This is a genomic window from Terrimonas pollutisoli, from assembly GCF_029360765.1.
GTDB lineage: Bacteria > Bacteroidota > Bacteroidia > Chitinophagales > Chitinophagaceae > Terrimonas_B > Terrimonas_B pollutisoli.
In genome coordinates this window covers 156736-182714 of the sequence record NZ_JARKNA010000006.1, presented here as the reverse complement: position 1 = coordinate 182714, position 25979 = coordinate 156736, and the positions used below count along the sequence as shown (strand labels likewise).

Here is a 25979-nt window from a genome sequence, read left to right as displayed (position 1 = left end):
AGAATGGAATCCGTAAACATATTGGAACAAGGAGAGAAAATGTACCAGCTAATCAGCAGGCTTTACCCAATCTGCCGCAGTATTACCGGCGATGGCGTAAGAAAAAGCCTGTCGATCCTGCAGGAATACATCCCACTTGAGGTACGTGAAGTACCTACGGGGACCAATGTGTTTGACTGGACCATACCCAAGGAATGGAATATCAGGAATGCGTATATAAAAAATAGCAAGGGCGAAAAAATTGTTGACTTCAATACATCAAATCTTCACGTCCTCAATTACAGCATTCCGGTAAACGGTAAGTTTTCATTAAAGGAATTAAAGCAGCATCTCTTTTCATTACCGGATAAACCCGGATGGATACCTTACCGCACTTCTTATTACGAGGAAAACTGGGGTTTTTGCTTAAGCCATTCTCAACTACAGTCAATGCAGGATGATGAATACGAAGTTTGTATTGATTCAACCCTGCAGCCGGGTTCGCTTACTTATGGCGAATATTATTTGCCGGGTGAAACAGCTGATGAAGTGCTGTTCACCTGTCATATATGCCATCCATCTTTGTGCAACGATAACCTTTCGGGTATAGCAGTGATTTCATTTTTGGCAAAATTGTTAAGTACAAAAACAAACCGCTTATCGTACAGGTTTTTGTTTATACCCGGAACAATAGGCGCTATCACCTGGTTGTCTTTAAATGAAGATAAGTTGAGCAATATTAAAGCCGGCCTGGTAGCCACTTTATTGGGAGACGCTTCCTCATTTACGTATAAAAAAACAAGAGCAGGCGATGCCTTAATTGATAAAGCGGTGATACACTACCTCAGTCACATAGGTGAAGATTATAAAACAATTGACTTTTCTCCCTATGGCTATGACGAAAGACAATTCAATTCCCCGGGATTTAATTTAAATATTGGCAGCCTGACAAGATCTCAGTATGGTCAATACCCCGAATACCATACCTCTGCCGATAACCTGGAATTGATACAACCAGCAAAGCTCCAGGGTTCATTAAATGCTTATTCAGCAATTGCTGGTATCCTGGACAATGACATTGTTTACATAAACCAATATCCAAAATGTGAACCGCAATTAGGCAGACGGGGATTATATCAAAAAATTGGTGGTACAACTGAAAAGGAAAAGGAGCAACGAAGGATGGCGATGCTATGGCTGCTCAATCTTTCAGATGGTCAGCATAGCCTGCTGGATATAGCTGGCCGTGCATCAATACCATTTGATGTGATCAAAGAAATTGCTGCTGTACTGGAACAGAGCGGGCTATTAATTCAACCAGCTAAGCCAACAAAAAAATCAGTTTATAATTTATATAACGCATGAAAATTTTAATTACCGGTAACCTTGGTTATGTTGGTCCCGGCGTTGTCAGGGAGTTCAGAAAATATTATCCCGCTGCAGAGTTAGTGGGTTATGATATCGGTTACTTTTCACAATATGTAACCAACCGGAACATTATTCCGGATGCGGGCCTCTCTGCGCAACATTATGGCGACGTAAGAAATTTCCCTGCAGAACTTTTAGATGGGGTGGATACCGTCATTGGTTTAGCTGCTATTTCCAATGATCCTATAGGCAACCGTTACGAAAGTCAAACGCATGATATCAATTGTAAAGCTATCATTGATCTGGCAGTAAAAGCCAAAAGCAAAGGAGCTAAAAAATTTGTGTTTGCATCCAGTTGTAGTGTATACGGTTCGGCAGAAGATAAACCAAGAACTGAAGAAAGTGTATTGAATCCATTGACTGCCTATGCGAAATCAAAGATCAATGCCGAAACCGGTTTGAAGGCGTTAGCAGATGAAAACTTTCAAATTACCTGTCTTCGCTTTGCAACCGCTTGCGGCATGAGTGACCGGCTCCGGCTTGATCTTGTGCTAAATGATTTTGTGGCAGGAGCTATTACCAACAAAGAAATAAATATTCTAAGTGACGGAACCCCCTGGCGACCATTGATACATGTTTTAGATATGGCACGGGCTATGCGTTGGGCGCATGAAAGAAATGGAAAGTCTGGCGGCGACTTCCTTGTGGCAAATGCCGGCAGTAATGCCTGGAACTACCAGGTAAAGGAGTTAGCCAATATGGTCAATGAAATGCTGCCTGAAACAAAAGTATCCGTTAACAGCAATGCCGAACCGGATAAACGGTCCTACCGCGTGAATTTCGATCTCTTTGAAAAACTGGCCCCGGCTCATCAGCCGCAGTATGATTTGAAAGCGGCAGTGGATGGCTTAATTGACGGAATAAAGAATCTTGATTTTATTGACGGGAATTACAGGAATTCAAACCTGGTACGGCTGAATGTTATTCAAAATCTCGTGAAGACAGGAACCATTGATCAATCATTATTCTTAAATCATAAGCCATGATTTTTGAACCTACGCCCTTGCAAGGCGCTTATCTTATCCGGCTGCAACCGATCGAAGATGATCGTGGTTTTTTTGTACGAACATTTTGCAAAAAGGAGTTTCAGGGTATTGGACATGATAAAGAATTTGTTCAGATGAATCAATCTTATAATAAACAAAAAGGTACGTTGAGAGGGATGCATTACCAGTCGGCCCCACATGAGGAAATTAAGCTGGTAAGATGTATCGCCGGCCGGGTGTATGATGTCATCATTGACCTGCGGAAAGAATCTCCAACTTACCTGCAGCATTTTGGAGCAGAGTTGTCAGAAGATAATTTTTGCATGTTGTATGTGCCGGAAGGTTTTGCTCATGGTTTCCAAACACTCAGTGATCATACATCACTTGTTTACCATCATACGGCCTTTTATGCACCGGGGAGCGAAAGCGGTCTGCGCTATGATGATAAACAAATTGGGATTCATTGGCCGATGACTCCTACCTGTTTATCTGAAAAAGACAAACAATATCCTTACCTAACCGAAAATCTTAATGGAATTCGCAATTTTTAAATCAACACCATGAATTCAACGTCATCAAAACCCCACTGTCGATTTTGTAATGCGCCACTAACGCATGTGTTTGCTGACCTGGGCACATCACCACTTTGTGAAAGCTATATCAAGCCGGAAGACTCAAATAAAATGGAACCGGTGTTCACACTCAAAACTTATGTCTGTGATCAATGCTATTTGGTGCAACTGGAAGAGTTTGTTTCACCGGGCGATATCTTTAGCGACTATGCATACTTCTCTTCTTATTCTACCAGCTGGCTCAAACATGCTTGTAATTATTCCAACCAAATGGTGGAAAGATTTGGCTTCAACGAGCAAAGTTTAGTGGGGGAAATAGCCAGCAATGATGGATACTTACTGCAATATTTTGTAGAAAAAAATATTCCTGTATTGGGCATTGAACCGGCTGCTAACGTAGCTGAATACGCCAGGAAAAAAGGTGTTCGCACTGAAGTAAAATTTTTTGGCGTACAAACCGCAAAAGAACTGGTAGCCCAATATGGAAAAGTGGACCTGCTCGCTGGTAATAATGTGTTGGCGCATGTTCCCGATCTGAATGATTTTGTCGGTGGCATTCCAATCTTATTAAAAGAAGATGGGGTGTTGACCATGGAGTTTCCCCATCTGCTGCGATTAATGGAAGAAAATCAATTTGACACGATCTATCATGAACACTTCTCTTATTTTTCATTTACTACCGTAAAAAAAGTTTTTGATTTTCATGGGATCACCTTATTTGATGTAGAAGAGATACCTACTCATGGAGGGTCGCTGAGAATTTATGGTCGTCATCATAGTGATACATCAAAACCTGTATCAGCCAAAGTCACTGAGCTGTTGCAAAGAGAACTGGAAGCCGGTGTAACGCAAATGGACTTTTATAAAAATTTTGAAGAACAGGTAAAAGAAACCAAAAGAAAACTGCTTGAGTTTTTGATAGAGGCTAAAAGAAATGGTAAGAGACTGGCTGGCTATGGCGCTCCCGGCAAGGGCAACACCTTATTAAATTATTGTGGCATCCGAACTGATTTCATTGATTTCACTGTTGACAGAAGTCCGCACAAGCAAGGCAGTTTGCTACCCGGCACCCGTATACCCATTTATCCTCCTGAAAAAATAGACGAAACAAAGCCTGATTATGTATTAATACTTCCCTGGAACCTGAAAGAAGAAATCATGGGGCAAATGTCTCATATCCGGAACTGGGGAGGACAGTTTGTAGTTCCAATTCCTGAAGTAACTGTGTATGCTTAATCAATCGTAAACTTAAAATCGTTTATTATGAAATGAGCTATAAAATTTTCGAGCTATCATCACAATCAGCGATGAAAATTTTATAGCGAATTCCATTTGGCTAAAAACAATAAAAAATAATCAAATGAAAGTCGTTCTTTTTTGCGGAGGATTGGGATTAAGACTAAGAGACTACTCGGATAAGATCCCCAAGCCAATGGCTCAAATAGGTTACCGCCCTATTTTGTGGCACCTGATGAAATACTATGCGCATTATGGGCATAAGGATTTTATTATTTGCCTCGGCTATAAAGCGGATTATATAAAAAATTATTTCGTCAAGTACGATGAATACATCTCCAATAACTTTATTTATCGCAATGGGGGTGCGCAATTGGAGTTGTTGAACTCAGACATTCATGATTGGACCATTACATTTGTGGATACTGGCATTTCTTCTAATATTGGCAGCCGTTTAAAAGCAGTGCAACCTTATCTTGAAGGTGAAGAAGTCTTCCTGGCCAACTACTCAGATGGTCTTACCAATATGCACCTGCCGGATATGATCGATCATTTTAACTACAATAATGCCATCGCCAGTTTCATGGCTTATTATTCTACGAAGAGCTATCATGTAGTAAAAATCGGCGAGAATGACAGGGTGGCAAATATCAGCCATATTGGAAACTCGGGCCTCTGGATCAATGCAGGTTTCTTTATTCTCAGAAATGAAATATTTAATTATTTGGAAAATGGTGAAGAGTTAGTCGATCAGCCTTTCCAGCGGTTGATCAGTGAAAATAAATTACTCGCTTACCGGTTCAATGATTTTTGGGCAAGCATGGATACATTTAAAGACCAGCAAATGCTTGACGACTTATTTGCCGCCGGCAATCCACCCTGGATGGTATGGGAAAGAGGAACGAATAATCATAAACTAATTATTGAAAAGTAAATGTTGAATTTTCCCTTTATCACAAAAAAAGCTGGTTACAAGATTCTTTGCATCGGCGCACATTGTGATGATATCGAAATTGGTTGTGGCGGCACTTTGTTGCACTTATTGGAGAGTCATCCCATTGATTTTGTTAAATGGATTGTCTTCACATCCACCCAGGAAAGAAAAAAGGAAGCTATTGCCAGCGCAAACTCATTTCTGAAAAACGCCAAAGAAAAAGAAATTCTGGTTTTTGATTACCGGGATGCTTTTTTACAATACTCAGGCCTGGAAATAAAAGAAAAATTTGAATCTTTTAAAAACGAAATCGATCCTGATTTAATTTTTACTCACTATCGTGACGACCGGCACCAGGATCACAGGATACTATCTGATTTTACCTGGAATACATTTCGTCGGCATTTTATATTGGAATATGAAATTCCAAAATTCGATGGTGATTTGGGTATCCCTAATTTTTTCGTTCGGCTAACTGAAGAGCAAGCCAGCAAAAAAATTCGGATCATACAAGACAGTTTTATATCGCAAGCTGGTAAGCATTGGTTTGATGAAGAAACCTTTAAAGCTTTAATGCGAATTCGTGGTATGGAATCAGCCTGCACTACAAAATATGCTGAGGCTTTTCATGCGAGAAAGATCATATTATAAATTAAAAAAGGGGAAAACATGCAGTTTGATAAATCATTGTTGCTAAATGAACGCCTGCATCAATTGGTTCCCGGGGGTTCCCACACTTATGCCAAAGGCGATGACCAATTTCCGCCGGGTTGTTTTCCGATAATGACGAAGGGAAAGGGTTGTCACGTATGGGACGCAGATGGTAATGAATATATAGAGTATGGCATGGGCCTGAGGAGTGTTACATTGGGTCATGCTTATGAACCTGTGGTGGAAGCTGCTTACAGGCAAATGTTACTGGGAGTAAATTTTGGCAGGCCGGCAACAATAGAATTGGAATGCGCTGAGAAATTCCTGGAAGTCGTTCCCGGCATGGATATGGTGAAGTTTGCCAAAAATGGATCTGATGTGACCAGTGCAGCGGTGAAACTGGCGAGAGCCTATACCGGAAGGGATTTGATTGCCATTTGTTCTGATCATCCTTTTTTTTCTGTTGATGATTGGTTTATCGGTACTACTGCTATGAATGCCGGCATTCCAAAATCTATACAGGAATTAACGGTGGGTTTTCGGTACAATAACATTGAAAGTGTCCGGCAATTGTTTGAAAAATATCCGGGGAAAATTGCAGCAATAATATTGGAAGCAGAAGAAAGAACGCCACCCGAAGATAATTTTCTTCAAAATTTAAAAACCCTTTGTCATGAACAAGGCGCCATTTTAATTTTTGATGAAATAAAAACAGGCTTTCGTTTACATCTGGGTGGCGCACAACAGCTACACGGAGTTGTACCTGACCTCTGCACATTTGGAAAAGCAATGGGAAATGGTTTTTCTGTTTCGGCTTTAGCGGGAAAAAAAGAACTGATGGAATTAGGAGGACTACATCATTCAAAAGAACGGGTGTTTCTATTGTCCACCACTTTTGGCGCAGAGTATCATTCATTGGCAGCAGCGATCGCAACAATAAATATTTTTCAAAAAGAAAATGTAATTGATTTTTTATACAGGCAGGGTCAACGACTAGCGGATGGAATCAATAAAACTGTTACGGAGATTGGGTTAAACAACTATTTTGGGGTGATGGGCCGGGCCAGTAACCTGGTTTATTTTACGCACGATGAAAATGGTAAACCATCCCAATTATTCCGCACGTTGTTCCTGCAGGAGACAATCCGGCGCGGGTTGATTCTGCCCTCGTTAATTGTAAGCTATTCGCATAAAAATGAAGACATTGATCGCACCATCGAAATAATTTACGAAGCGCTTCTCGTTTATAAAAAAGCATTGACCGATGGAGTAGAAAAATATTTACACGGCCGCTCAGTACAACCGGTATTCAGAAAAAAAAATTGACCAGGTACTCCGTTATTATTTAGTAACAATAAAAAAATTTATCGTTTTGATTGAATGATAAATTAATTCCATATCTTTAAGTACAACATTATCCCGCCCTTCTTGCTCGCCATATAAGTATTATTGCCGCCCATTTTATCACATTAAATAAGGCTTTTATCGTAGCAAAGTCTGATTGCTTGCCAGGCATTCTTGTGTAAACACATGCAGGTACATTAAAAAACTAAACTAATTCTTATGTCAATCAAAGAAGCCGGGCATTCTATTCCCCAGCCATTCATTCATTCCTCCTTACTTCGCCCGGTCGTAAAAGGAAAATTTATTATGCTGGGCAATGAAAAGTTTTATATCAAAGGAGTTACCTACGGTACATTTCGTCCAAACGAAAAAGGTATCCAGTTTCCTGACACCACTGTGATTGAAAAAGATTTTTCTCAAATGGCCATGTATGGGATCAATACTGTCAGAACTTATACAACTCCTCCTGGTGAACTATTGGATATTGCCGGGAAATATGGGTTGAAAGTGATGGTTGGATTACCATGGGAACAACATATTACGTTCCTTGATTCCAATGAACGAAAACAATCAATAGTTAACAATACAAAAAAATATGTTGCCGCATGTGCCGGTCATCCGGCCATATTGTGCTATTCGATTGGTAATGAAATTCCAGCTCCTATCGTACGTTATTATGGGAAACAAAAAATTGAACAGTTTCTTCATAAACTTTATGCAGCTGTAAAATCAGTAGATCCGGAAGGATTGGTAACGTATGTAAACTATCCTACTACTGAATATTTAAAATTGCCGTTTCTTGATTTCGACTGCTTTAATGTTTACCTGGAGACGCAGGAAAAATTAAACGCCTACCTGCAGCGGTTACATAATATTACAGGCGATCGTCCCCTGGTATTAGCCGAAATCGGCTTGGACAGTATGCGGAATGGTGTTGAAAAACAATCTGAAATTCTAGACTGGCAACTAAGAACAATTTTTGCAAAGGGATCCGCCGGCGCTTTTGTATTTGCCTGGACGGACGAATGGTGGCGTGGAGGGTTTGACATCGAAGATTGGGATTTCGGGCTGGTAGACCGCCAAAGAAATCCAAAGCCGGCGCTTGATACCGTAGCGAAAGCATTTGCCGATATTCCATTTCAAAGTGAACAGGAGTTACCACTTATCTCGGTTGTTGTTTGCAGTTACAATGGCTCGGCCACTATCCGTGACTGCATGGAAGGATTGCAGCAGCTCAATTATCCCAATTACGAAGTAATCGTTGTCAATGATGGATCGAAAGATAGATTGGCCGAAATCGTCAGTGAATATCCTGTTCGCCTGATCAGTACATCCAACCGCGGTCTTAGCAATGCAAGGAATACAGGTATGCTGGAAGCCAAAGGGGAGATCGTTGCATATATTGATGATGACGCTTACCCCGATAAAGATTGGTTACGTTACTTGGCATATGCTTATCAAACAACTCCGCATGCAGCCATTGGTGGTCCGAATATAGCGCCGGACAATGACGGACCTATTGCAACTTGTGTTGCGAATGCACCTGGTGGCCCCGTGCACGTTTTACTGACTGATGAAATAGCCGAACATATACCAGGCTGTAACATGTCTTTCCGAAAAGATATCCTGCTTGAATTAGGTGGCTTCGATCCTATTTACCGGGCAGCAGGTGATGATGTAGATCTTTGCTGGCGAATTCAGCATACCGGTAGAACGATTGGCTTTCATCCCGCCGCTTTTGTATGGCATCACCGCAGAAATTCGTTGAAAGCTTATTGGAAACAACAAAAAGGTTATGGAAAAGCCGAAGCATTGTTAGAAGCAAAGTGGCCCGAAAAATATAATGGCTTTGGTCATCTATCATGGGCCGGCAGAATCTATGGAAATGGCATTACCTTACCTATTAAACTGAAGAAGGACAAAATCTTTCATGGCATTTGGGGATCGGCGCCTTTTCAATCTGTTTATCAACAAGCTCCCGGCTTTATCAGTTGCATTCCGTTAATGCCGGAATGGTACCTGCTTGTTTTTATTTTATGCTTTTTATCATTTCTTGGATTGAGCTGGCTGCCTCTATTATGGTTATTGCCGTTTTTATTCATCGCCCTAACTATTTCAATTTTGCAGGCCGGTATCAGTGCAGCAAAGTCATTAAGCACAAAGAAATTTGAAAGCAAAAAACAATACTTGAAATATTGGGGGTTGACAACCGTGTTGCATATTGTTCAGCCTTTTGCCCGTTTGTATGGCCGCATTGCACATGGCCTGGCCCCGTGGCGCAAGAGAGGATCTAATCGTTTTCATCCAAGCTTGTTATTCAAAAGTAAATTAACATTAAAGCATTGGTCGGAAACCTGGAAATCAGCTGAACAATGGTTGCAGGAGATTGAAAACAATTTATTGCAATCAAGAGTACGGGTTAGGCGGGGTGGACAGTATGATCAGTGGGACCTGCATGTAACCTGTGGCTTTTTCGCCAGCGCAAAAGGTCTTTTGACCATTGAAGAACACGGCGGCAATAAACAGTTATTGCGTTTCAAATGTCAACCCGAATATTCAGCAACCGGAATTCAATTAACCCTCGTCTTAAGCATTTTATCTTCTCTTGCATTCTTCGATAGTAGTTACCTGGCTGGTGGCGTACTGGCCTTGTTTTCGGTGGGGCTAATAATTACCTACTTCACAGATAAGGCGAGAGCGATGTATGATTTATCAGAAGCCTTTAAAGCGTTGCCTGGGAGTGAAGACCTCATTATGCCAATCACAGAAAAAGTTTTCCAACAGGAAACAAAAATGATAGAGTCACAAGTTGCCTACGTCCAAAGCTTAGTCCAGGAAGACAAAATTGTCAAGAATTATTCACGGCGGGATTTCCGGGAAAAAAGAGTGTTGGAAATCCTTATCGAAAACAATTAGTACAATTTATTCGCCTTAATCGGTTGATCAAATATGACAAACATTGGCGTTATCAAAAGACTGTTGGGTTATGTTTCGTGTTATCGGATAAAATTGATAGCACTGATACTCGTCGCTATGATCGGGGTGAGTTTCGAAGTAGTAAAGCCTTTGCCTATTAAAATTGTAATTGATAATGTGCTGGCAGGTCATCCACTACCCGCATTCCTGCAAGACATAACAGGATTAACTATGCCCGGCGGGAAAAGAGAGCTATTGCTTTTTTGTATTATCGCAATTGTTTTTGTTACGATAGGAGGCACCCTGGTTTCCTTAATCGTAAGTAATATGACAGTTGGGCTTGCCCAGAAACTCGTATATGACATTTCTGTAGACCTGTTTAGCAAGCTGCAGCAATTATCGCTATCCTTTTACAGCAAAAACAAAGTCGGAGATCTTCTGCAACGGGTAACCGGTGATGCTTTCGTTATATATTTCCTGGTAGCACAAATCATTATTCCCGCTATCACTTCGCTGATTTGTCTTGTCGCCATGTTTTATATCATGTCACGTATCGATATGCAGATGGCAATTATTGCTATGGCAGTTGTGCCGTTGCTCGCTGCAACACTGGCTTATTTCAGCAGGCCGATGAATGATACCACCATGAGCCAATATAAGAAGCAGGGCGATCTGTCAGCATTTTTGCAGCAGAGCCTTTCTTCGATCAAGATCATCCAGGCATTTGCCCGTGAATCATACATGCACGGAAAACTGCAAGATCATGCCTGGGACTTTGGCAAAGCTTTTCAAAAAGCTACCAAGGTATCTACAAAATACAACCAGCTTATTACTTTGATCACGGGTCTTGCCTCTGCAGTATTAATTGGCATGGGCGCCTATCGCGGAATGAATGGAAATCTCTCCGCCGGTGATCTGTATATTTTCCTGGGTTATGTCACGGCATTATACGGACCTGTCAATTCTCTTTCTACAGCCGTTGGAACGGCGGTAATCATAGGATCAAGAGGAAAAAGACTATTTGAAATACTAGACTCCAATGAAATCGTAAAAGAAAAAGTCAATCCCCATTCTCTAAAAAATGTTCGGGGCGAAATTGCATTTGAAAATGTTCAATTCGGCTATGAAGACAGTACAGGTAAAAAAAATGTCATTTTACAGGATATAAACTTTCGTACACAACCCGGCCAGATAACAGCTATCGTGGGACCTACCGGTGCGGGGAAAACATCGTTGATCTCGATGATAGCCCGGTTTTATGATCCGGTTAAAGGAAGGGTAACGATCGATGGTTTTGACCTGCGAAATGTTCAGCTACATTCTTTAAGAGAAAATATCTCGCTGGTACTGCAAGAGTCTTTTCTCTTTCCTATGACCATCCGGGAGAATATCGCTTTCGGAAAACCAGGAGCATCTTTCCAGGAAATTATGGAGGCGGCTAAAGCGGCGCAGGCACATGATTTTATTATGCGGATGCCATTACAATATGACACGCCGGTAAGTGAAATGGGCAGTTCGTTGTCTGGTGGCGAAAAACAACGAATTGCTTTAGCCCGTGCTTTTTTGAAAAAAGCTTCCATTCTTATTTTGGATGAACCGACATCTGCACTCGATGCACTCACCGAATCCCGGATCTTTAAAAAACTGCCTGAGATTGCCAAAGACAAAACTATTTTCCTGATCTCTCATCGCTTATCGACCATCAAACATGCGGATCAAATCATTACACTGCAGAATGGCTATGTCGTAGAAACCGGCACTCATGAAAACTTGATGCAGCAGGGAAATTTGTACGCCGATCTGTATAAATATCAACACATAACTTAAGAGGATGGAGGTTGCACAAATAACATATCGACTTTTTGATAAAAAAGATCTTCCGGGCATTCTATCGCTCTGGGAAAATTTTTCTGGCTGGGGCGGCATAAGTAAAAAACAATTCAATGACTGGTATCTTAATATACCGGGCGGCCCTAGTCTTATTATCGTTGCAACGAATGGCGAAGACGAAGTAATCGGTCAACTGGTTTTTGTTCCCGCAAAAGTGTTCTTATGCGGTAATAAAGTAAAAGCACTCCGTCTCTCGGCCCCTATTCTACATAAAGATTTCAGGCAAACCGACCTGAGAAATAATGAACATCCTGCATTTATGATGATAAAAACAGGTTGTGAAATTGCACAAAAACAGGGTTATTCATTACTCTATGGCTTGCCAGCTCATGGATGGATCGGATTACTAAAATTGTTCCCGCGGTTTGGACTACCTGATGTGGAAATGACCACATGGGGCTGTTCCTCCATTTCATTGAAAAATGAAATGATATGGGAACAATCAAACAAGGAAAATTTTTCTACGAGCATCGGAACTTCTTTTGACGAATCTTATAACAAGTTATGGGAAACCGCTGTTTCAAACTTCCCGGTACAATGTGGAGTTGTACGAAATGCCCCGAGGCTACAATGGAAAATCAGCCGGCACCTTGTGATTGAAGTAAAAAAAGAAAATGAACTTTTGGGTTATGCTGCTTACAAAAAAGCTGATGGCTTGCTGGTTGATATCCTGGCAGGTAACGTTAAAGATTTAAAAAAAGTGCTGCTTGCATCTATAAAAGCATTGCATCATAAAAACGAAAACCGTTACGCTTTTCCCCTTGAGGAAATCAAACTAATGCGTAGCCCGCATATAGTGCCATTGCTTAAAGAAATTGATCATAGTAATATTGATTTTCAGTTTGCATTTGGTTGTTACCCGCTGCAAGCCGCAATTGCAAAAGACGCTATTTTACCGGAGAGATGGTATATTATGCCAGATGATTAAATAATTAAGAAACAGTATGGCTTTTACTTACAGGATGTCGACCATCGAAGATATAGATCAACTAGTTGAATTTTGGAATATCAACTCGGGCTGGGATACTATTGACCGGAACGAATGGGAGCGCCGCTTTCGTTATACACCCTTGGGAGAACCCGCCATTTCACTGGCCATTGACGAACAAACAAACAAACTGGCAGGCCAGTTTATTTTTATACCCTCTAAAGTCGTGGTAAGCGGAAAATACTACAAGGCCTTCAGGCCCTTTGCTCCGGTACTCAATAAGGAGTTACAAAAATTTAATTTTTTGAACCTGTTGCAGCACCCCATCTTCCAGTTATATAACCAGGCGGTTTCTTTTTTTCGCGAAGAAGGCATTGCCTTAATCCATATGGTTCCTGATCCGCGTTGGTCAAGAGCATTTCAGTTTGTTCCTTTTTTTCAAACCCAATCATTCCCGCTATGGAGTAAGCCTCTCGCTGAAAACGTTACCACCGATTTGCCGCAGGAAATATCAATTCAAAAAATTGAACCTTCGGACGCACGGATTGATGCACTATGGACACAAGCCTCCCAGGTGTACAGTTGTCAACTCGTTCGCAGCACAGACATTCTACCCTGGAAAATCAGTCACGGCGATTATCATTTAACAGGGGTATTTTATGATAGCGAATTAACGGGGCTGTTTACCACTTTACGAAAAGCAAAGGAACGACAGTGGCTGATCTGCGATATTGTGACAAAAGATGGGAGGGATGGGCTCAGGAACAGTTTACAGGCAGCCTGTTTTTCCATAAATAAGGAACACTCTGCATTACCATTCCATGAACAACAAAATAACAAGATCGCATTGCTGAGTACTCCATTGATTGAACCTGTCATAAAAGAAATGGGATTCAGAAAAGATAATTATCAATTTACCCTCGTTGTGCATCTGTTGAGCGAGCAGCTTTCCAAACACGATGTAAATCCACGAGACTGGTATGTAAGTGCCAACGATTAAATTTTAGATATGCAAAAACTTCGCATCATAGTGGGTGGATTTATGGCCATACTCCCGGCCGGTGGTGCGACATGGGATTATATACAATATCCTCTTGGATTCTCACTCATGGGACACGATGTCTATTATATTGAAGATACAAGGCTATACCCCATTTACCAGAAAACCGGTAGCGACTGGGATGATTGTTCATCTTGCGTGGAACGTCTTAAATCGGTAATGGATTATTTTAACATGAGCAATCGCTGGGCTTATCGTGATGAAGCGTCGGGAAGATGTTTTGGCTTGAGCGAAAGTGAGATAAAAGAAATTTGCCGGGGTGCTGATGTTTTTGTCAATATTTCCTGCTCAACATGGATGCGTGAAGAATATTTAAAAATCCCTGCCCGCATATTAATTGATTCAGATCCTATGTTTACCCAGATACAATACATGTCACAACAAATGTTTACTCCAGGCAAACCCGGTCTGCGTGAACTATTGGATCAACACAACTACCTCTTCACTTTTGGAGAAAACATTGGTTCGCCGGATTGCCAGATTCCGGATTGCAACTTGTTATGGCATGCCACCCGTCAACCGGTTTGCATGAATTACTGGAAACCAAATCCCTTACCTGCAAACGATGAAATACTATTTACAACATTGATGAACTGGTCGGCTGCAAAGAAATTAAAATATGATGATACGGAATGGGGGCAAAAAGATATCGAGTTTAATAAATACATAAAGCTTCCCAATCAAATGCCCGCTATCCAATTGGCGATGGTGATCAATCAAACGGGCGGCACCGATCAAACTTTACAAAAGCAACAGGTAGAAGCCGAAGGCTGGAAAATATTAAGCCCGGATCAGTATGCCGGCAATTGGAAAGACTACCAAACTTTTATTCAACAATCAGACGGAGAATTTTCTGTTGCTAAAGAGACCTATGTAAAAGCAAATACAGGATGGTTTTCCTGCCGTTCCGCCTGCTATCTCGCTGCCGGTCGCCCGGTCATTACACAGGACACCGGTTGGAGCAAATACATTTCCAGCGGAAATGGCCTTTTTGCTTTTCATAATGTTGAAACCGCTGTCGATGCATTAAAGAGTGTTACCTCCAACCTGGCTCATCATGCAAAAGCGGCAAGATCAGTCGCCGAAGATTTCTTTGACAGTAGAAAAGTATTAACTTCTTTATTAGAAAAACTAGCGTAAATCAAAACCATTTTATATGCCGACAGATTTAATTTTTTCTAAAGTTGCCGGGCTTATTGCCGCAAACGCAAATGTTGACCCCGACAAAATTACTATGGACTCCAATTTTGCGGACCTGGGTATGGACTCACTTGATGGCTTAGAGTTGATCAACGATCTTGAAGACGCATTTAAGGTAAGCATTCCTAATGAGGAGGTCTTAAAAATCAAAAGTGTAAGACAGGCTGTAGAAAGTCTTCAACGGGTAGTAGTGGCAGTGGCTCAATAAAAAGGAGAAGGGAATGCAAAAAAGAAGAGTGGTCATTACCGGGTTAGGAGCAATTACTCCATTGGGTAACACTGTGGACGAAGTATGGCAAAATATTGTACTGGCTAAATCGGGTATTGCACCTATTCGGCTGGTGGACGGGAGCACGGTGAAAATCCCTTTCACTGCTGAAGTAAAAAATTATAATCCCGCAGATCATTTTGACGAAAAGTTATTGGAGCAATTAGATCGCTTTTCTCAATTTGCATTAATTGCGGCCCGGGAAGCTATCAAAGATGCGGGTATTAAATGGGACAATGAATTGCAGTACCGCACCTCTGTCATAACAGGTACAGGTATTGGTGGACAGGAGTCCATGGAAAAAACATTCAGTGACCTCTATAAAGAAAATAAAAGCCGTCCTCATTCTCTTAGTGTTCCCCGCATCATGCCGAATGCGGCGGCCAGCCAGATCAGTATGGAGTTTGGTATTAAAGGAGTCTGCTACACAGTTGCCACTGCCTGTGCATCATCCAATCATGCCATCGGCAACGCATTTTGGATGATCCGAAACGGTATTTCCGATATGGCCATTACAGGCGGCAGCGAAGCTCCTATCAGTTTTGGTTGTCTTAAAGCCTGGGAAGCTATCCGGGTTATCTCCGGGGATACCTGCAGGCCCTTTTCAAAAAACAGGTCGGGTATGATATTAGGAGAGTGTGGAGCAATGTTAGTGCTGGAGTTATTAGACAGTGCTCTTCAACGCAACGCAAAAATTTATGGTGAAATTGTTGGCTTAGGTATGAGTGCTGATGCCGGGCACATTACGAGGCCATCCCAGGAAGGTGCGGAAAGGGCTATGCAACTTGCCCTGAAGGACGCTGACATTAACCCGGAAAAGATTGACTATATCAACGCTCATGGAACCGGAACTTCTGCCAATGATGTTATGGAAGTTGCAGCCATCAAAAATGTTTTTGGAGAGCATGCATATCGACTGGCAATAAGCTCCACCAAGTCCATGCATGGACATGCCCTCGGTGGAGCCAGTGCACAGGAAGCCGTTATAACGGCGATGGCAATAAAACACCAGCAACTACCACCAACGGCCAATTTCGAAGTGACAGATCCGGAATGTGATCTCGATGTAGTGCCCAACCAATCACGCCCTGCAAAAATTGATTATGCATTATCCAATGCTTTTGCATTTGGCGGATTAAATGCAGTTATAGCTTTTAAAAAATGGGAAGGTTAAACAAAAATTGAAATCATTTTATGCAAAAAACTTCGTCCATATTATTTCATCCTTTGCGACCCGGTGAGCCTATCCCCGGAGATTGGTTTAACGGCCGTATACCATTAAATATGGAGGTTGGCGAAAATACAATCGCCGACTCCTCTTTTTGTTTTAAACATTATTTCTCCGGCTTGCCGGTTGGCTTAAAGCTGGGAGACAATGTTACCCTGTGGCGAACATCCCTGGCTGCAGAAGAAAATGCTTTTATTGAAATTGGCAATTACTGTTATATCGCCAATGCCTCATTGGTGTGTTCTGAAAGAATAACTATAGGCAACTATGTTTTCATTGCTGGGGGTGTTACAATTGCCGACTCGGATTTTCATCCCATAACACCAGCTGCACGAATGGCTGATACAATCGCCTTATCTCCGCTTGGCAACCGTCGAAAAAGACCGTTGATAAAAACAGCACCGGTAGTAATTGAAGACGATGTATGGATCGGGTTTAATGCCACCATTTTAAAAGGCGTTCATATTGGAGAAGGCGCTGTAATTGAGCCCGGCGCTTTTGTCACATCAGATGTTGAAGCCGGCTCCATTGCTTCGGGTAATCCCGCAAGAAAAATTTTATCACCATATGAGACAAAACATCGTACAAACTCCCTCTAAAGCTGAAAACGGACGGATCTACCTTGAGTATGATTGGTTTGAAAAAGGCATTCCTGGAAATGTAAAAATTTCAGAACATGCATTTATTGATACCTCTTATGGTTTTGAAGCTTTTAATTCGGTCGTACCCGATGCAATGACGATTGGGAGCGGCAGTGGGTGTTATGACAGAGCCAGTTTTATCGTAGGTGAAAATGGTAAAATTGAAATTGGCGAGTTTACTATCCTTAATGGGTCATTATTCATTTGCGGTGATCATATCGTGGTGGGAAATCATTGCATGTTTGCATGGGGATCCGTCATAACGGATGGTTGGAAAAATTCCTCCTATTTCTCTCCCGCTCAGCGGAGAAACTTATTGAGAGCAACGGCTTACAGTCCTTCACGACAATTACCCATATTATCAAATTCAAAGCCAGTTATCATTGAAGATAATGTTTGGGTAGGATTTGACGCAGTCATACTACCAGGGATAAGACTGGGACAAGGTTCCATAGTGGGAAGTAAATCTGTGGTAATAGAAGATGTGCCACCTTACTGTATTGTAGCCGGAAATCCTGCAAAGGTTATCCGGAAACTTGAGGCTGATGACACAGTTGATGCAAAAAACTTTGCCATGAGCGAATACATGTTACAGCAATAAAGCACCTTCATGCACTGAAGATTTTTTTCACCCGACCAAAAAATAAAAACTGTTGTGATAAAAATCAGCCATACGGCCCCCCTTCGTATTGTTGTTGCAGGTTATATTGTGGGCGGCCCCCTGGGAGGCCTGGTATGGCATCACCTGCAATATGTTCTGGGTTTGAAAAAAATGGGGCATGAAGTCATTTTTCTGGAAGACAGTAATGATTACCCGTCTTGTTACAACCCCACTACACACATGTTATCAAATGATCCCACATATGGGGTTCAATTTATCAAGCAAATATTCTCTCAATTCGATTTGCAGGATAGCTGGGCCTATTATCATGCATACTCAGGCAATTGGTATGGTATGTCTGAAAAAGCAGTAAAAAACTTTTGCAACACTGCAGATGTTTTTTTAAACCTTTCGGGTATGAACCCAATGAGGGAGTTCCTGCAAAAAATCCCGGTGAGGGCATTTGTAGATACTGATCCTGTTTTTACACAAATTCGCCATCTTACTGATCAAAGCGCTATTGAACTGGCAAGAAAACACAACTGCTTTTTCTCTTTTGGTGAAAACTTTGGAAAATCCGTTTGCACAATCCCTGATGATAATCTTCCCTGGAAGCCTACCAGGCAACCTGTCGTGCCTGAAGTATGGAAGATGGTTGCCGGCAACCAAAATTCGAAATGGAGTACCGTGATGCAATGGGACAGTTACAAAACAAGAGAGTACAATGGAAAAATATATGGAATGAAGTCGTCTTCTTTTGATCCCTACCTGGACTTGCCTCAATCCATAGATGAATCATTTGAAATTGCAATGGGAAGTGTAACGGCCCCTAAAAGTAAACTCAGCAGCCTGGGATGGATAATTGAAGACCCGTTAGCAATTACAAAGAGCCCTGAAACTTACCAGCAATATATTCGTTCTTCCAAAGGAGAATGGAGCATAGCAAAGCATGGCTACGTAATCACTAATAGTGGTTGGTTCAGTGAAAGAAGTTGTTGCTATTTGGCGAGCGGCAGACCGGTCGTTGTACAGGATACCGGGTTTTCATCATTTATTGAAACAGGAATTGGTCTGTTTTGCTTTAACGATGCTGAAGGAATCAGTGCCGCCATACACGATGTAAACAGGAATTACCAAAAACATTGCAAAAATGCAAGGGATGTTGTCGAAGCATATTTTGGATATCAAAGAGTATTGGATTCGCTATTGGAGGAGGCGTTTGTTTCCGTATGATTGATGTGCCAGCCCATAGCATCAGTGAAAGAATTGATCGGTGATTACTTCAGTTGCATTAAAATATTCCGCCTGGTTGTCTTGCCGGTGGTGTGCCTGCCAGTATCCTGAAGACAGGTGTTGTTTGGGTGTTTGGGAGCAGCTGCTTACAAATATTAAAGCGCATACCACTGCAAATCCTTTTTGTTACCACAAAATATGCTCTAAAAAGCTACAGCCTCACAAGTGTTGTTTAAATTGCCATATCATTTTTGGTATTTAGGGAACAGCACATATGAAAAAGAAGATCCCCGTAAAGAAAGTCATTAAGAAATCTGCCACAAGGAAAACGCTTCCTGTCAAAAAAAATGTGGATTCATTTTTTGAAATGGTTTATGATATAGCAAGGCTTATTCCAAAAGGAAGAGTTACCTCCTATGGCGCTATTGCTAATTATGCCGGCATCAAACTATCGGCACGAATGGTGGGCTGGGCCATGAATGGCGCCGGTAAAGTGAAACCAAAAATTCCGGCTCACCGCGTGGTAAACAGGCTGGGGATGTTGAGTGGTAAACATCATTTTGGTGATCCCGATGCCATGGAAAAATTATTGAACAAAGAAGGAATAAAAGTGAAGAATGATAAAATCGTTGATTTTGAAAAGCTGTTTTGGGATCCTGCAGATGAGCTGGGCTTTTAGTACAGTATAAAATACAAACAGGTAGTGAGATTTTATTACCCTGCTTTTTCTTACCATTTCAACTCTACCAGTACCGGGTAGTGGTCGGAAGGAAATTTTCCATGATAAGTATCCGTCAGGATACCATATCGTCTTACCTGGAAATCCTTCGATATAAAAACATGATCGATGATATCTTTGGATGGATTATTTACTTTGAAGCTATTAAAACTTCCATTGTTTACATAGGGATGAGGCGCCTCAAACAACGCATCTTTTAGCCAGCCGCTTTTATTGATAAAGTTGTACCATTCACTTTGATGATTGCCATTGAAATCACCGGTAAAGATCACCGGGCTTTTGCCCGCGATTTGCTGAATCTTTTGAATGATCAGTTTACTACTTTCAATTCGTGCCTGCACACCCTGGTGATCATAGTGAACATTGAATACATAAAATGCTTTCTTTCCTTTCTTTTCTTTAAGCTTTACCCAGGAGCAGATACGGTTATGTTTAGCGTCCCAACCCCAACCTGGTTTTTCAGGATGTTCAGATAGCCAGAAATCACCGCTATCGATCACATTGTATTTTTCTTTTTTATAAAAAATAGCAGAATGCTCTCCCTTTGATTTTCCATCATCCCTGCCAATACCATAATAAGCATACTCTGGCAATGACTGATGCAAATCGTCCAGCTGATTCTTCAGGCCTTCCTGTGTTCCTACGATATCAAATTCATGAAACCGAATTAACGCGGCGGCTATGGGTGCACGGTCCTTCCAAAGATTTCCTGTGTCTCTGGGAGTATCGTAACGTAAATTAAAAGTACCAGTAATGATTGTCTGGGCTGATAACCCAAGCATGAGACATACGCTGAGCAGGCAAACAATTATTTTTTTCATATTAGTTACTCTTATAAACTCAAAGGGCTTTGCCGGCAATTTACACATTTGCCTGTTTAATAAACCCTTTATAAAAATGATGGAACCTGCCGTTTATTCCCATCCCGGATTTTGGCCTAATCGCGGATTGATAAGCAGATCAGCAGTGGGGATAGGATACAGGTATTTTTTATCCTCCCACTTTCTTTCAATGTTGTTTAGCCAGGAAATTTCGCCGACTGTATCGTTCGACAGGCGTTGAGGATTGACTGATCCGTTCGCCAATGTAGCCGATACATTAATAAATGTAACTCCCGAAATGGGCGACGGCGCTGTTCCTTTATAAAACAGGACATCATTCTTTCCATCACCATTCAGATCCATTGCCTTATTCAGCTCAGGCACATAAAAACCGTTCCAGGGCATCGTCAACAAATCACCCTTCTTCCATCGTACCAGGTCAGCGAAACGCAATCCTTCCCATGCCAGTTCAATGGCTCTTTCCCGGCGAATTTCTAATATAGTGGCGTCATTAATTTCCGGAAAATAATTTTCCTGTAAATAAGTATCGATCTGCGTGGGCTTTGAGGTAAGGCCACCTGTAATGCCGGCTCTTGCACGAAGTGCACCAATTGTTTTTCCCCAATCCTCATCTGTTAATGTTCCGAGTTCTGCTTTGGCTTCTGCATAGTTAAGCAACACTTCAGCATATCGTATCAATGAAATTGAGTTGTCATTCCGTGTACCTCCATCGTAATACACATCATCCAGTGTCCATTTAATAGGCTGGTAGCCGGTGTAGGTATAAGAGAACACCGGCGGTGCGGCTTCCTGCGCTCCGGCATTTATTCTTTTATAATTCCCCATCCTAATGGTTTGCTGCAGCCGCTTGTCCCTGTTTTTCACTTCATCAGCAAAAACCATTGTCTCGTAACCGGGTGTTGAGGTGAAAGCTGTACCGTCAATATTTAAATACGTGTTGACAAATGTTCTTGTAAAGCTAAGACGGGAGCCATAGGTAGCAGAGGTCCAATACCAATTTGCATCATTCAATACATTCAATGTGGCGTCTGCTACATTGGAAAGAATGATCTCCGCAGACACGGGTTGTTTGCTGGTGAATAGCTGGCGGTAAGAAAGATCAGTGCGCCCATTGTTGTTTAACCGAAACCCGCCTTCACTCATTACTACTTGTGCCGCATCAACGGCTTGTTGTAACCAATCGTTAGCAGTACCGGCAATAGATGCTGCTAAACCGCCGGGCTGTCCATGATATTTTCTGAATGTGCCCTCAAACAAACAAATGCGGGATTTATAGGCCAATGCCACATATTTTGTGATCATACTTCGTGTAGCATCAGTAGCAGTGATATTGTTAATAGCAAAATCAAGATCTGCTAATACAGAGTCCATCACCAGCTTTCGGGAATCTCTTGGTTTTTTTAACATCGCCGTATCAGATACAGCAATGGTTCTACCATACCAGGGTACATCACCAAAGCGCTGTACCTTATCATAATAAAACAAAGCCCTGAAGAAACGAGCTATACCAATATAATTTTGACGAACAGCATCGGGAATAGCAGGATTTGTACAGTTTTCGATAAAGTAGTTAATATTTCTTAAAGCCGTCCAGCTCCAGCCTGAGCTTTGCAAAGCGGTAAAGCCTGTAGTGGTTAAAAAGCTTGGCACATCTGTTCTTGCGCCATAATCACTCATGGCATCTGCTCTTACCACATCATTACCGGAAGGAAGATTGTTGTAAAAAGATGCTACATACAATTGCAATCCTTTTTCACTTCCAAATACAGCATTTGCTGAAGCCGTAGCCTTTGGTTCCTGGTCAAGTTTTTTGCAACCGGAAATAAGCAGGCCAAGAATACTTATATAAAAAATTACCTGTTTCATTTGCTTAGTAAATAATGGTGATCAATTAAAGTCCTATGTTTATTCCTACTGTCCATCCTTTCAGCATCGGGTAGTTATTACCATTACCGTTGCCTCCGTTAGTCAGTACCCTGTCAGAACCCTGGATATTCTCTACATCCAGGTTATGCGTGATTTTGTACATTGGTGAGTACGTCCAAATATTATCCACAGAGATATATGCTTTCACCTGGCTTAGCTTTAAGCGGCTGATGAGTGTTTTTGGTAAACTATAACCAAGTTGAAGATTCTTTAACCGTACATAGGCTACATTTTGCAGGTATTTTGTTTGTGTCACATTCAATGATCTTCCTGTACCCTGTGCTATATAACCCCGCAGTCTTGGAAAATAAGTGTTAGGGTTTGACTCAGACCATATCTCATTGACCATCTCTGCAGGTACCCGGTTGTAAGGCCTGTTATAAGGTCCCCAAAAAGCATCTGCCTCTGCACCCGGCCACCAGTCTTGTTTACCTACACCCTGGAAAAATGCGCTGATGAAGAAATTGTTCCAGTCAAAATCAAACAAAGCACCAAACGTATATCGTTGTTGAGAGTTACCAATGATTTTGCGGTCGCCGGGATCAGCAACAGTGTTTGCCCCGGTATTAATCGTTCCGTCTTTATTCAGATCAAGAAACTTTATATCACCAATTAAAGTGGTTCCGGAATTCGAACTCTTGATTTGCGATTGCTGAGCAGCCTGTCCTATATTTTCGTTAGTGAAAAATCCATCCGTTACATAGCCCCATATCTCACCCAACTTTTGACCTACATAGTAATCATTCAATAATTTAGTCGGATTATTATAGCGTGTTATTTCTGACTGATAGTCGGCGAGTGATAAGCGAATGCCATAGCCAAATGGTTTACCTGCCAACTTTCCATTATCTCTCCAGGCTGCAACTACTTCCCAGCCTTTTGTTCTCAGGTCTGCGTAGTTGCCCTTGGGTACAGAGGTTCCGAATACTGCCGGCAATGTCGGACCTGTTGTAAACATATCTTTTGTATTGCGGATATACCAGTCAGCATTCACCTGTAAACGATTATTCAAAAATGCAATATCAACTCCGACATCAGTAGTGGTTGCTTCTTCCCACGTAAGGTTATCGGGTAGCACACTTGGTTGCGAAGTAGTTTGTGGACGAATGCCTCCTAACACACGACCCGACTGGCTGATACCAAACTGTTCAATAAAGGCATAAGAAGCAATATTACCATTACCCAACGAACCATAGGAAGCTCTTATTTTCAGATCAGATATGCTATTCTTTGGAACATTCCAGAAATGTTCTTTCGCCACTCTCCATCCGGCAGAAACAGACGGGAAAAATGCATACCGTTTATTAGATGGAAATTTTGAGGAACCGTCGTAGCGTCCATTCACCTCGAGTAAATATCTTTCGTCAAAACTATAATTCAACCGAAAGAATCCGCCTTTGATATTCCACTGCTCATAAGGGCCTGCGGTAGTAATCGCTGTCCCGAGTGCGAGGTTAATGCTCTCAACGTTTTCATAGATCAAACCATTCCGCTGGGTATTTAGTCCTTTGTACGTTGATTGCTCGTAGTTGAAACCCGCCAGGGCTTTAAAATAATGTTGTTGTTTTATCGTATTCTCATACTCGGCATAGAGGTTTGTAGCCAGATATTGAGTTTCCGTATAATTTTCTGCAATATCATTGGTGGTAGTGCCGACATACTCAATTACACCAGGCTTGCGGCTATAAGGTACGGCCACACGAATGGTTTTAGAATTGTTGTCAAGATTTTGAATAGTGAAATCTCCTTTTAGCCGAAGTGTGTTGTTGAAAAATTCGGTTGTAAAAGCGGTACGGTTACGCAAAATTCTCTTGTCAAAATCAATTCCATTTTTACCGTAAACAAAATCACCAACGGTATAAGCTGCCGAGTAAGAAAGATTGCCATCCGGGTTAAACAACGGAGACATTTCATGTCCTTCATCTGCTATATTTCTCCAGATGCCGCCGCCTTCACCTACATTCAGCGGGTTATGATAAAGCATATTGGAATAATCCATATTGTTTTCAATCCTCAACCAGGGAAGAGCCTGTATGCTTCCTTTAGCCCGGATATTATACATTTTATAGTCATCGGTATTGTAACGAAACAGACCATTCTGTCCATAATAACGGGCCGTGACCATATAACTCGCTTTTTCATTGCTGCCGCTGATGGAAAGATTATGGTCCATGGCTTTTGTATTGTCTTTGTACAATAGTCCATACCAATCCGTGTTTTCATAATACACATATTCGCCATTCGCATTCACTTCCACTTTTGGCAAGGAGGGATCTTCATTGCGTCTTTTTAATTCCGCCAAATAATCCTGCGAAAACCTGACTGTCTTATTTACGTTTTGCGGAAACTGTGAGTAGTCATTCCAGGCACTCCATGCGTCATTAAATATCCTGGCAAACTCATAACCATTGGTCACATAATCAGGAACCACGATGGGCGACTTGATTGAGTAGTTGGTAGAATAGTTAATACTTGTTTTTCCCTTGACAGGATTTTTGGTAGTAATAAGAACGACACCAAAAGCACCACGGGCACCATAGATAGCAGCAGATGAAGCGTCCTTCAGAACCGTAATATTGGCGACATCGTTAGGATTTAATAAAGATGGGTCTCCTTCCACACCATCTATCAATACCAATGCACTTCCTCCCTGGCCGATTGATGTATTGCCACGAATATTATAGGCAGGTGACTGCGTAGGTTTGCCATCGCCCATTACAAGATTTAGATTGGGAATAAATCCCTGCAAACCTTGTGACAAATTGGAGATGGAACGATTTTCCAACACTTTGCCCGATACCTGGTCAACTGCGCCGGTGAGATTCGCTTTTTTCTGTGTTGAATATGCTACCACTACAATTTCATCACCGGTTGACCTTGTTGGTTCGAGGCTAATGTCAAAGTTTAATTCCCCGCCCTCCGTAACTGATACCGCCTCAATAACACGACTTGCATAGCCAACATAAGAAACAGTAAAAACATAGTCATCGCCTTGCGGAACTGCAGCAATGACAAACAATCCGTCATTACCGGACTGCGTGGCCTTTTTAAAACCAGATTTGTTTTCAACTAAAACGGTGGCACCAATCAATGGTTCCGCCTTATCATTTTTTACAGACCCCTTCACTGATAATTGTGAAAAAGAAAAATAGCCGGAGCCAATAAATAAAAAGAGCAACAAGAGTGTTTTGGTTTTCATCCCCTTCAATTTTGCAGCAAAACTCCGGGATACGCTTTACGGAATTATTAACGCCGTGTTACGCTAACATTAATATTCAATCGATTTAGCAAGAAATATATCCTTAATGGTAATTCCTCTTAGTTGCAGTAAGGACTAATTACCAATTGATGGTCAATATCAAGCTAATTTATGATAG

General features: G+C 41.6%; 21 protein-coding genes. 18 read left to right on the top strand and 3 right to left on the bottom strand.

Annotation, left to right across the window (positions count from 1 at the left end):
- Nucleotides 1–3: 3 nt before the first annotated feature.
- The 18 genes from P2W73_RS13230 to P2W73_RS13145 all read left to right on the top strand — a co-directional run bounded on the left by P2W73_RS13230 (nucleotide 4) and on the right by P2W73_RS13145 (nucleotide 19774).
- On the top strand, nucleotides 4–1344 hold the full coding sequence (locus tag P2W73_RS13230; protein ID WP_276502527.1) for a DUF4910 domain-containing protein: 1341 nt from the start codon (nucleotides 4–6) through the stop codon (nucleotides 1342–1344).
- The gene (locus tag P2W73_RS13225; protein WP_276502526.1) at nucleotides 1341–2393 is read left to right on the top strand and encodes an NAD-dependent epimerase/dehydratase family protein; all 1053 of its coding nucleotides are present in this window, start codon (nucleotides 1341–1343) and stop codon (nucleotides 2391–2393) included. The genes P2W73_RS13230 and P2W73_RS13225 overlap by 4 nt, the downstream gene beginning before the upstream one ends.
- Complete coding sequence (gene rfbC / locus P2W73_RS13220; protein WP_276502525.1) at nucleotides 2390–2944, top strand: dTDP-4-dehydrorhamnose 3,5-epimerase; 555 nt, start codon at nucleotides 2390–2392, stop codon at nucleotides 2942–2944. Before P2W73_RS13225 ends, rfbC begins: the two co-directional genes overlap by 4 nt.
- A gap of 9 nt (nucleotides 2945–2953) precedes the next feature.
- Entirely contained in the window at nucleotides 2954–4201 is a 1248-nt protein-coding gene (locus P2W73_RS13215; RefSeq protein WP_276502524.1) for a class I SAM-dependent methyltransferase, read from the top strand.
- Between the two features lie 124 nt (nucleotides 4202–4325).
- A complete protein-coding gene (locus P2W73_RS13210; protein WP_276502523.1) occupies nucleotides 4326–5135 on the top strand; it encodes a sugar phosphate nucleotidyltransferase in 810 nt (269 codons plus the stop codon).
- Nucleotides 5136–5786, top strand: coding sequence for a PIG-L deacetylase family protein (locus P2W73_RS13205; RefSeq protein ID WP_276502522.1), 651 nt, complete (start codon nucleotides 5136–5138; stop codon nucleotides 5784–5786).
- A gap of 18 nt (nucleotides 5787–5804) precedes the next feature.
- The gene (locus P2W73_RS13200) at nucleotides 5805–7112 is read left to right on the top strand and encodes a glutamate-1-semialdehyde 2,1-aminomutase (protein ID WP_276502521.1); all 1308 of its coding nucleotides are present in this window, start codon (nucleotides 5805–5807) and stop codon (nucleotides 7110–7112) included.
- A 237-nt stretch (nucleotides 7113–7349) separates the two neighbouring features.
- Nucleotides 7350–10046: a glycosyltransferase gene (locus tag P2W73_RS13195; RefSeq protein WP_276502520.1), complete on the top strand. Its 2697-nt coding sequence runs from the start codon at nucleotides 7350–7352 to the stop codon at nucleotides 10044–10046.
- A 33-nt stretch (nucleotides 10047–10079) separates the two neighbouring features.
- A complete protein-coding gene (locus P2W73_RS13190) occupies nucleotides 10080–11873 on the top strand; it encodes an ABC transporter ATP-binding protein (protein WP_276502519.1) in 1794 nt (597 codons plus the stop codon).
- A 4-nt stretch (nucleotides 11874–11877) separates the two neighbouring features.
- Nucleotides 11878–12864: a hypothetical protein gene (locus P2W73_RS13185; protein ID WP_276502518.1), complete on the top strand. Its 987-nt coding sequence runs from the start codon at nucleotides 11878–11880 to the stop codon at nucleotides 12862–12864.
- A 16-nt stretch (nucleotides 12865–12880) separates the two neighbouring features.
- A complete protein-coding gene (locus P2W73_RS13180; RefSeq protein ID WP_276502517.1) occupies nucleotides 12881–13864 on the top strand; it encodes a hypothetical protein in 984 nt (327 codons plus the stop codon).
- 9 nt (nucleotides 13865–13873) lie between these two features.
- Nucleotides 13874–15064, top strand: coding sequence for a hypothetical protein (locus P2W73_RS13175; RefSeq protein ID WP_276502516.1), 1191 nt, complete (start codon nucleotides 13874–13876; stop codon nucleotides 15062–15064).
- Nucleotides 15065–15080: 16 nt separating this feature from the next.
- Nucleotides 15081–15332, top strand: coding sequence for an acyl carrier protein (locus P2W73_RS13170; RefSeq protein ID WP_276502515.1), 252 nt, complete (start codon nucleotides 15081–15083; stop codon nucleotides 15330–15332).
- Between the two features lie 13 nt (nucleotides 15333–15345).
- A complete protein-coding gene (locus P2W73_RS13165) occupies nucleotides 15346–16566 on the top strand; it encodes a beta-ketoacyl-[acyl-carrier-protein] synthase family protein (RefSeq protein WP_276502514.1) in 1221 nt (406 codons plus the stop codon).
- A gap of 20 nt (nucleotides 16567–16586) precedes the next feature.
- The gene (locus tag P2W73_RS13160) at nucleotides 16587–17219 is read left to right on the top strand and encodes an acyltransferase (RefSeq protein WP_276502513.1); all 633 of its coding nucleotides are present in this window, start codon (nucleotides 16587–16589) and stop codon (nucleotides 17217–17219) included.
- A complete protein-coding gene (locus P2W73_RS13155; RefSeq protein ID WP_276502512.1) occupies nucleotides 17188–17862 on the top strand; it encodes an acyltransferase in 675 nt (224 codons plus the stop codon). Before P2W73_RS13160 ends, P2W73_RS13155 begins: the two co-directional genes overlap by 32 nt.
- Before the next feature lie 54 nt (nucleotides 17863–17916).
- Nucleotides 17917–19095, top strand: coding sequence for a glycosyltransferase (locus tag P2W73_RS13150; protein WP_276502511.1), 1179 nt, complete (start codon nucleotides 17917–17919; stop codon nucleotides 19093–19095).
- Between the two features lie 274 nt (nucleotides 19096–19369).
- A complete protein-coding gene (locus P2W73_RS13145) occupies nucleotides 19370–19774 on the top strand; it encodes an MGMT family protein (protein WP_276502510.1) in 405 nt (134 codons plus the stop codon).
- A 50-nt stretch (nucleotides 19775–19824) separates the two neighbouring features.
- Here P2W73_RS13145 and P2W73_RS13140 read toward each other — a convergent pair whose 3' ends face one another.
- The 3 genes from P2W73_RS13140 to P2W73_RS13130 form a co-directional block, all read right to left on the bottom strand.
- A complete protein-coding gene (locus P2W73_RS13140) occupies nucleotides 19825–20655 on the bottom strand; it encodes an endonuclease/exonuclease/phosphatase family protein (protein WP_276502509.1) in 831 nt (276 codons plus the stop codon).
- A gap of 93 nt (nucleotides 20656–20748) precedes the next feature.
- The gene (locus tag P2W73_RS13135) at nucleotides 20749–22542 is read right to left on the bottom strand and encodes a RagB/SusD family nutrient uptake outer membrane protein (protein ID WP_276502508.1); all 1794 of its coding nucleotides are present in this window, start codon (nucleotides 22540–22542) and stop codon (nucleotides 20749–20751) included.
- Nucleotides 22543–22567: 25 nt separating this feature from the next.
- The gene (locus P2W73_RS13130; RefSeq protein WP_276502507.1) at nucleotides 22568–25801 is read right to left on the bottom strand and encodes a SusC/RagA family TonB-linked outer membrane protein; all 3234 of its coding nucleotides are present in this window, start codon (nucleotides 25799–25801) and stop codon (nucleotides 22568–22570) included.
- Between the last annotated feature and the right edge of the window lie 178 nt (nucleotides 25802–25979).

What these genes read in the sequence shown, in the direction of transcription:
- P2W73_RS13230 (WP_276502527.1), top strand. Translation starts at nt 4, where the DNA reads ATGGAATCCGTAAACATATTGGAACAAGGAGAGAAAATGTACCAGCTA.
- P2W73_RS13225 (WP_276502526.1), top strand. Translation starts at nt 1,341, where the DNA reads ATGAAAATTTTAATTACCGGTAACCTTGGTTATGTTGGTCCCGGCGTT.
- rfbC (WP_276502525.1), top strand. Translation starts at nt 2,390, where the DNA reads ATGATTTTTGAACCTACGCCCTTGCAAGGCGCTTATCTTATCCGGCTG.
- P2W73_RS13215 (WP_276502524.1), top strand. Translation starts at nt 2,954, where the DNA reads ATGAATTCAACGTCATCAAAACCCCACTGTCGATTTTGTAATGCGCCA.
- P2W73_RS13210 (WP_276502523.1), top strand. Translation starts at nt 4,326, where the DNA reads ATGAAAGTCGTTCTTTTTTGCGGAGGATTGGGATTAAGACTAAGAGAC.
- P2W73_RS13205 (WP_276502522.1), top strand. Translation starts at nt 5,136, where the DNA reads ATGTTGAATTTTCCCTTTATCACAAAAAAAGCTGGTTACAAGATTCTT.
- P2W73_RS13200 (WP_276502521.1), top strand. Translation starts at nt 5,805, where the DNA reads ATGCAGTTTGATAAATCATTGTTGCTAAATGAACGCCTGCATCAATTG.
- P2W73_RS13195 (WP_276502520.1), top strand. Translation starts at nt 7,350, where the DNA reads ATGTCAATCAAAGAAGCCGGGCATTCTATTCCCCAGCCATTCATTCAT.
- P2W73_RS13190 (WP_276502519.1), top strand. Translation starts at nt 10,080, where the DNA reads ATGACAAACATTGGCGTTATCAAAAGACTGTTGGGTTATGTTTCGTGT.
- P2W73_RS13185 (WP_276502518.1), top strand. Translation starts at nt 11,878, where the DNA reads ATGGAGGTTGCACAAATAACATATCGACTTTTTGATAAAAAAGATCTT.
- P2W73_RS13180 (WP_276502517.1), top strand. Translation starts at nt 12,881, where the DNA reads ATGGCTTTTACTTACAGGATGTCGACCATCGAAGATATAGATCAACTA.
- P2W73_RS13175 (WP_276502516.1), top strand. Translation starts at nt 13,874, where the DNA reads ATGCAAAAACTTCGCATCATAGTGGGTGGATTTATGGCCATACTCCCG.
- P2W73_RS13170 (WP_276502515.1), top strand. Translation starts at nt 15,081, where the DNA reads ATGCCGACAGATTTAATTTTTTCTAAAGTTGCCGGGCTTATTGCCGCA.
- P2W73_RS13165 (WP_276502514.1), top strand. Translation starts at nt 15,346, where the DNA reads ATGCAAAAAAGAAGAGTGGTCATTACCGGGTTAGGAGCAATTACTCCA.
- P2W73_RS13160 (WP_276502513.1), top strand. Translation starts at nt 16,587, where the DNA reads ATGCAAAAAACTTCGTCCATATTATTTCATCCTTTGCGACCCGGTGAG.
- P2W73_RS13155 (WP_276502512.1), top strand. Translation starts at nt 17,188, where the DNA reads ATGAGACAAAACATCGTACAAACTCCCTCTAAAGCTGAAAACGGACGG.
- P2W73_RS13145 (WP_276502510.1), top strand. Translation starts at nt 19,370, where the DNA reads ATGAAAAAGAAGATCCCCGTAAAGAAAGTCATTAAGAAATCTGCCACA.
- P2W73_RS13140 (WP_276502509.1), bottom strand. Translation starts at nt 20,655, where the DNA reads ATGAAAAAAATAATTGTTTGCCTGCTCAGCGTATGTCTCATGCTTGGG.
- P2W73_RS13135 (WP_276502508.1), bottom strand. Translation starts at nt 22,542, where the DNA reads ATGAAACAGGTAATTTTTTATATAAGTATTCTTGGCCTGCTTATTTCC.
- P2W73_RS13130 (WP_276502507.1), bottom strand. Translation starts at nt 25,801, where the DNA reads ATGAAAACCAAAACACTCTTGTTGCTCTTTTTATTTATTGGCTCCGGC.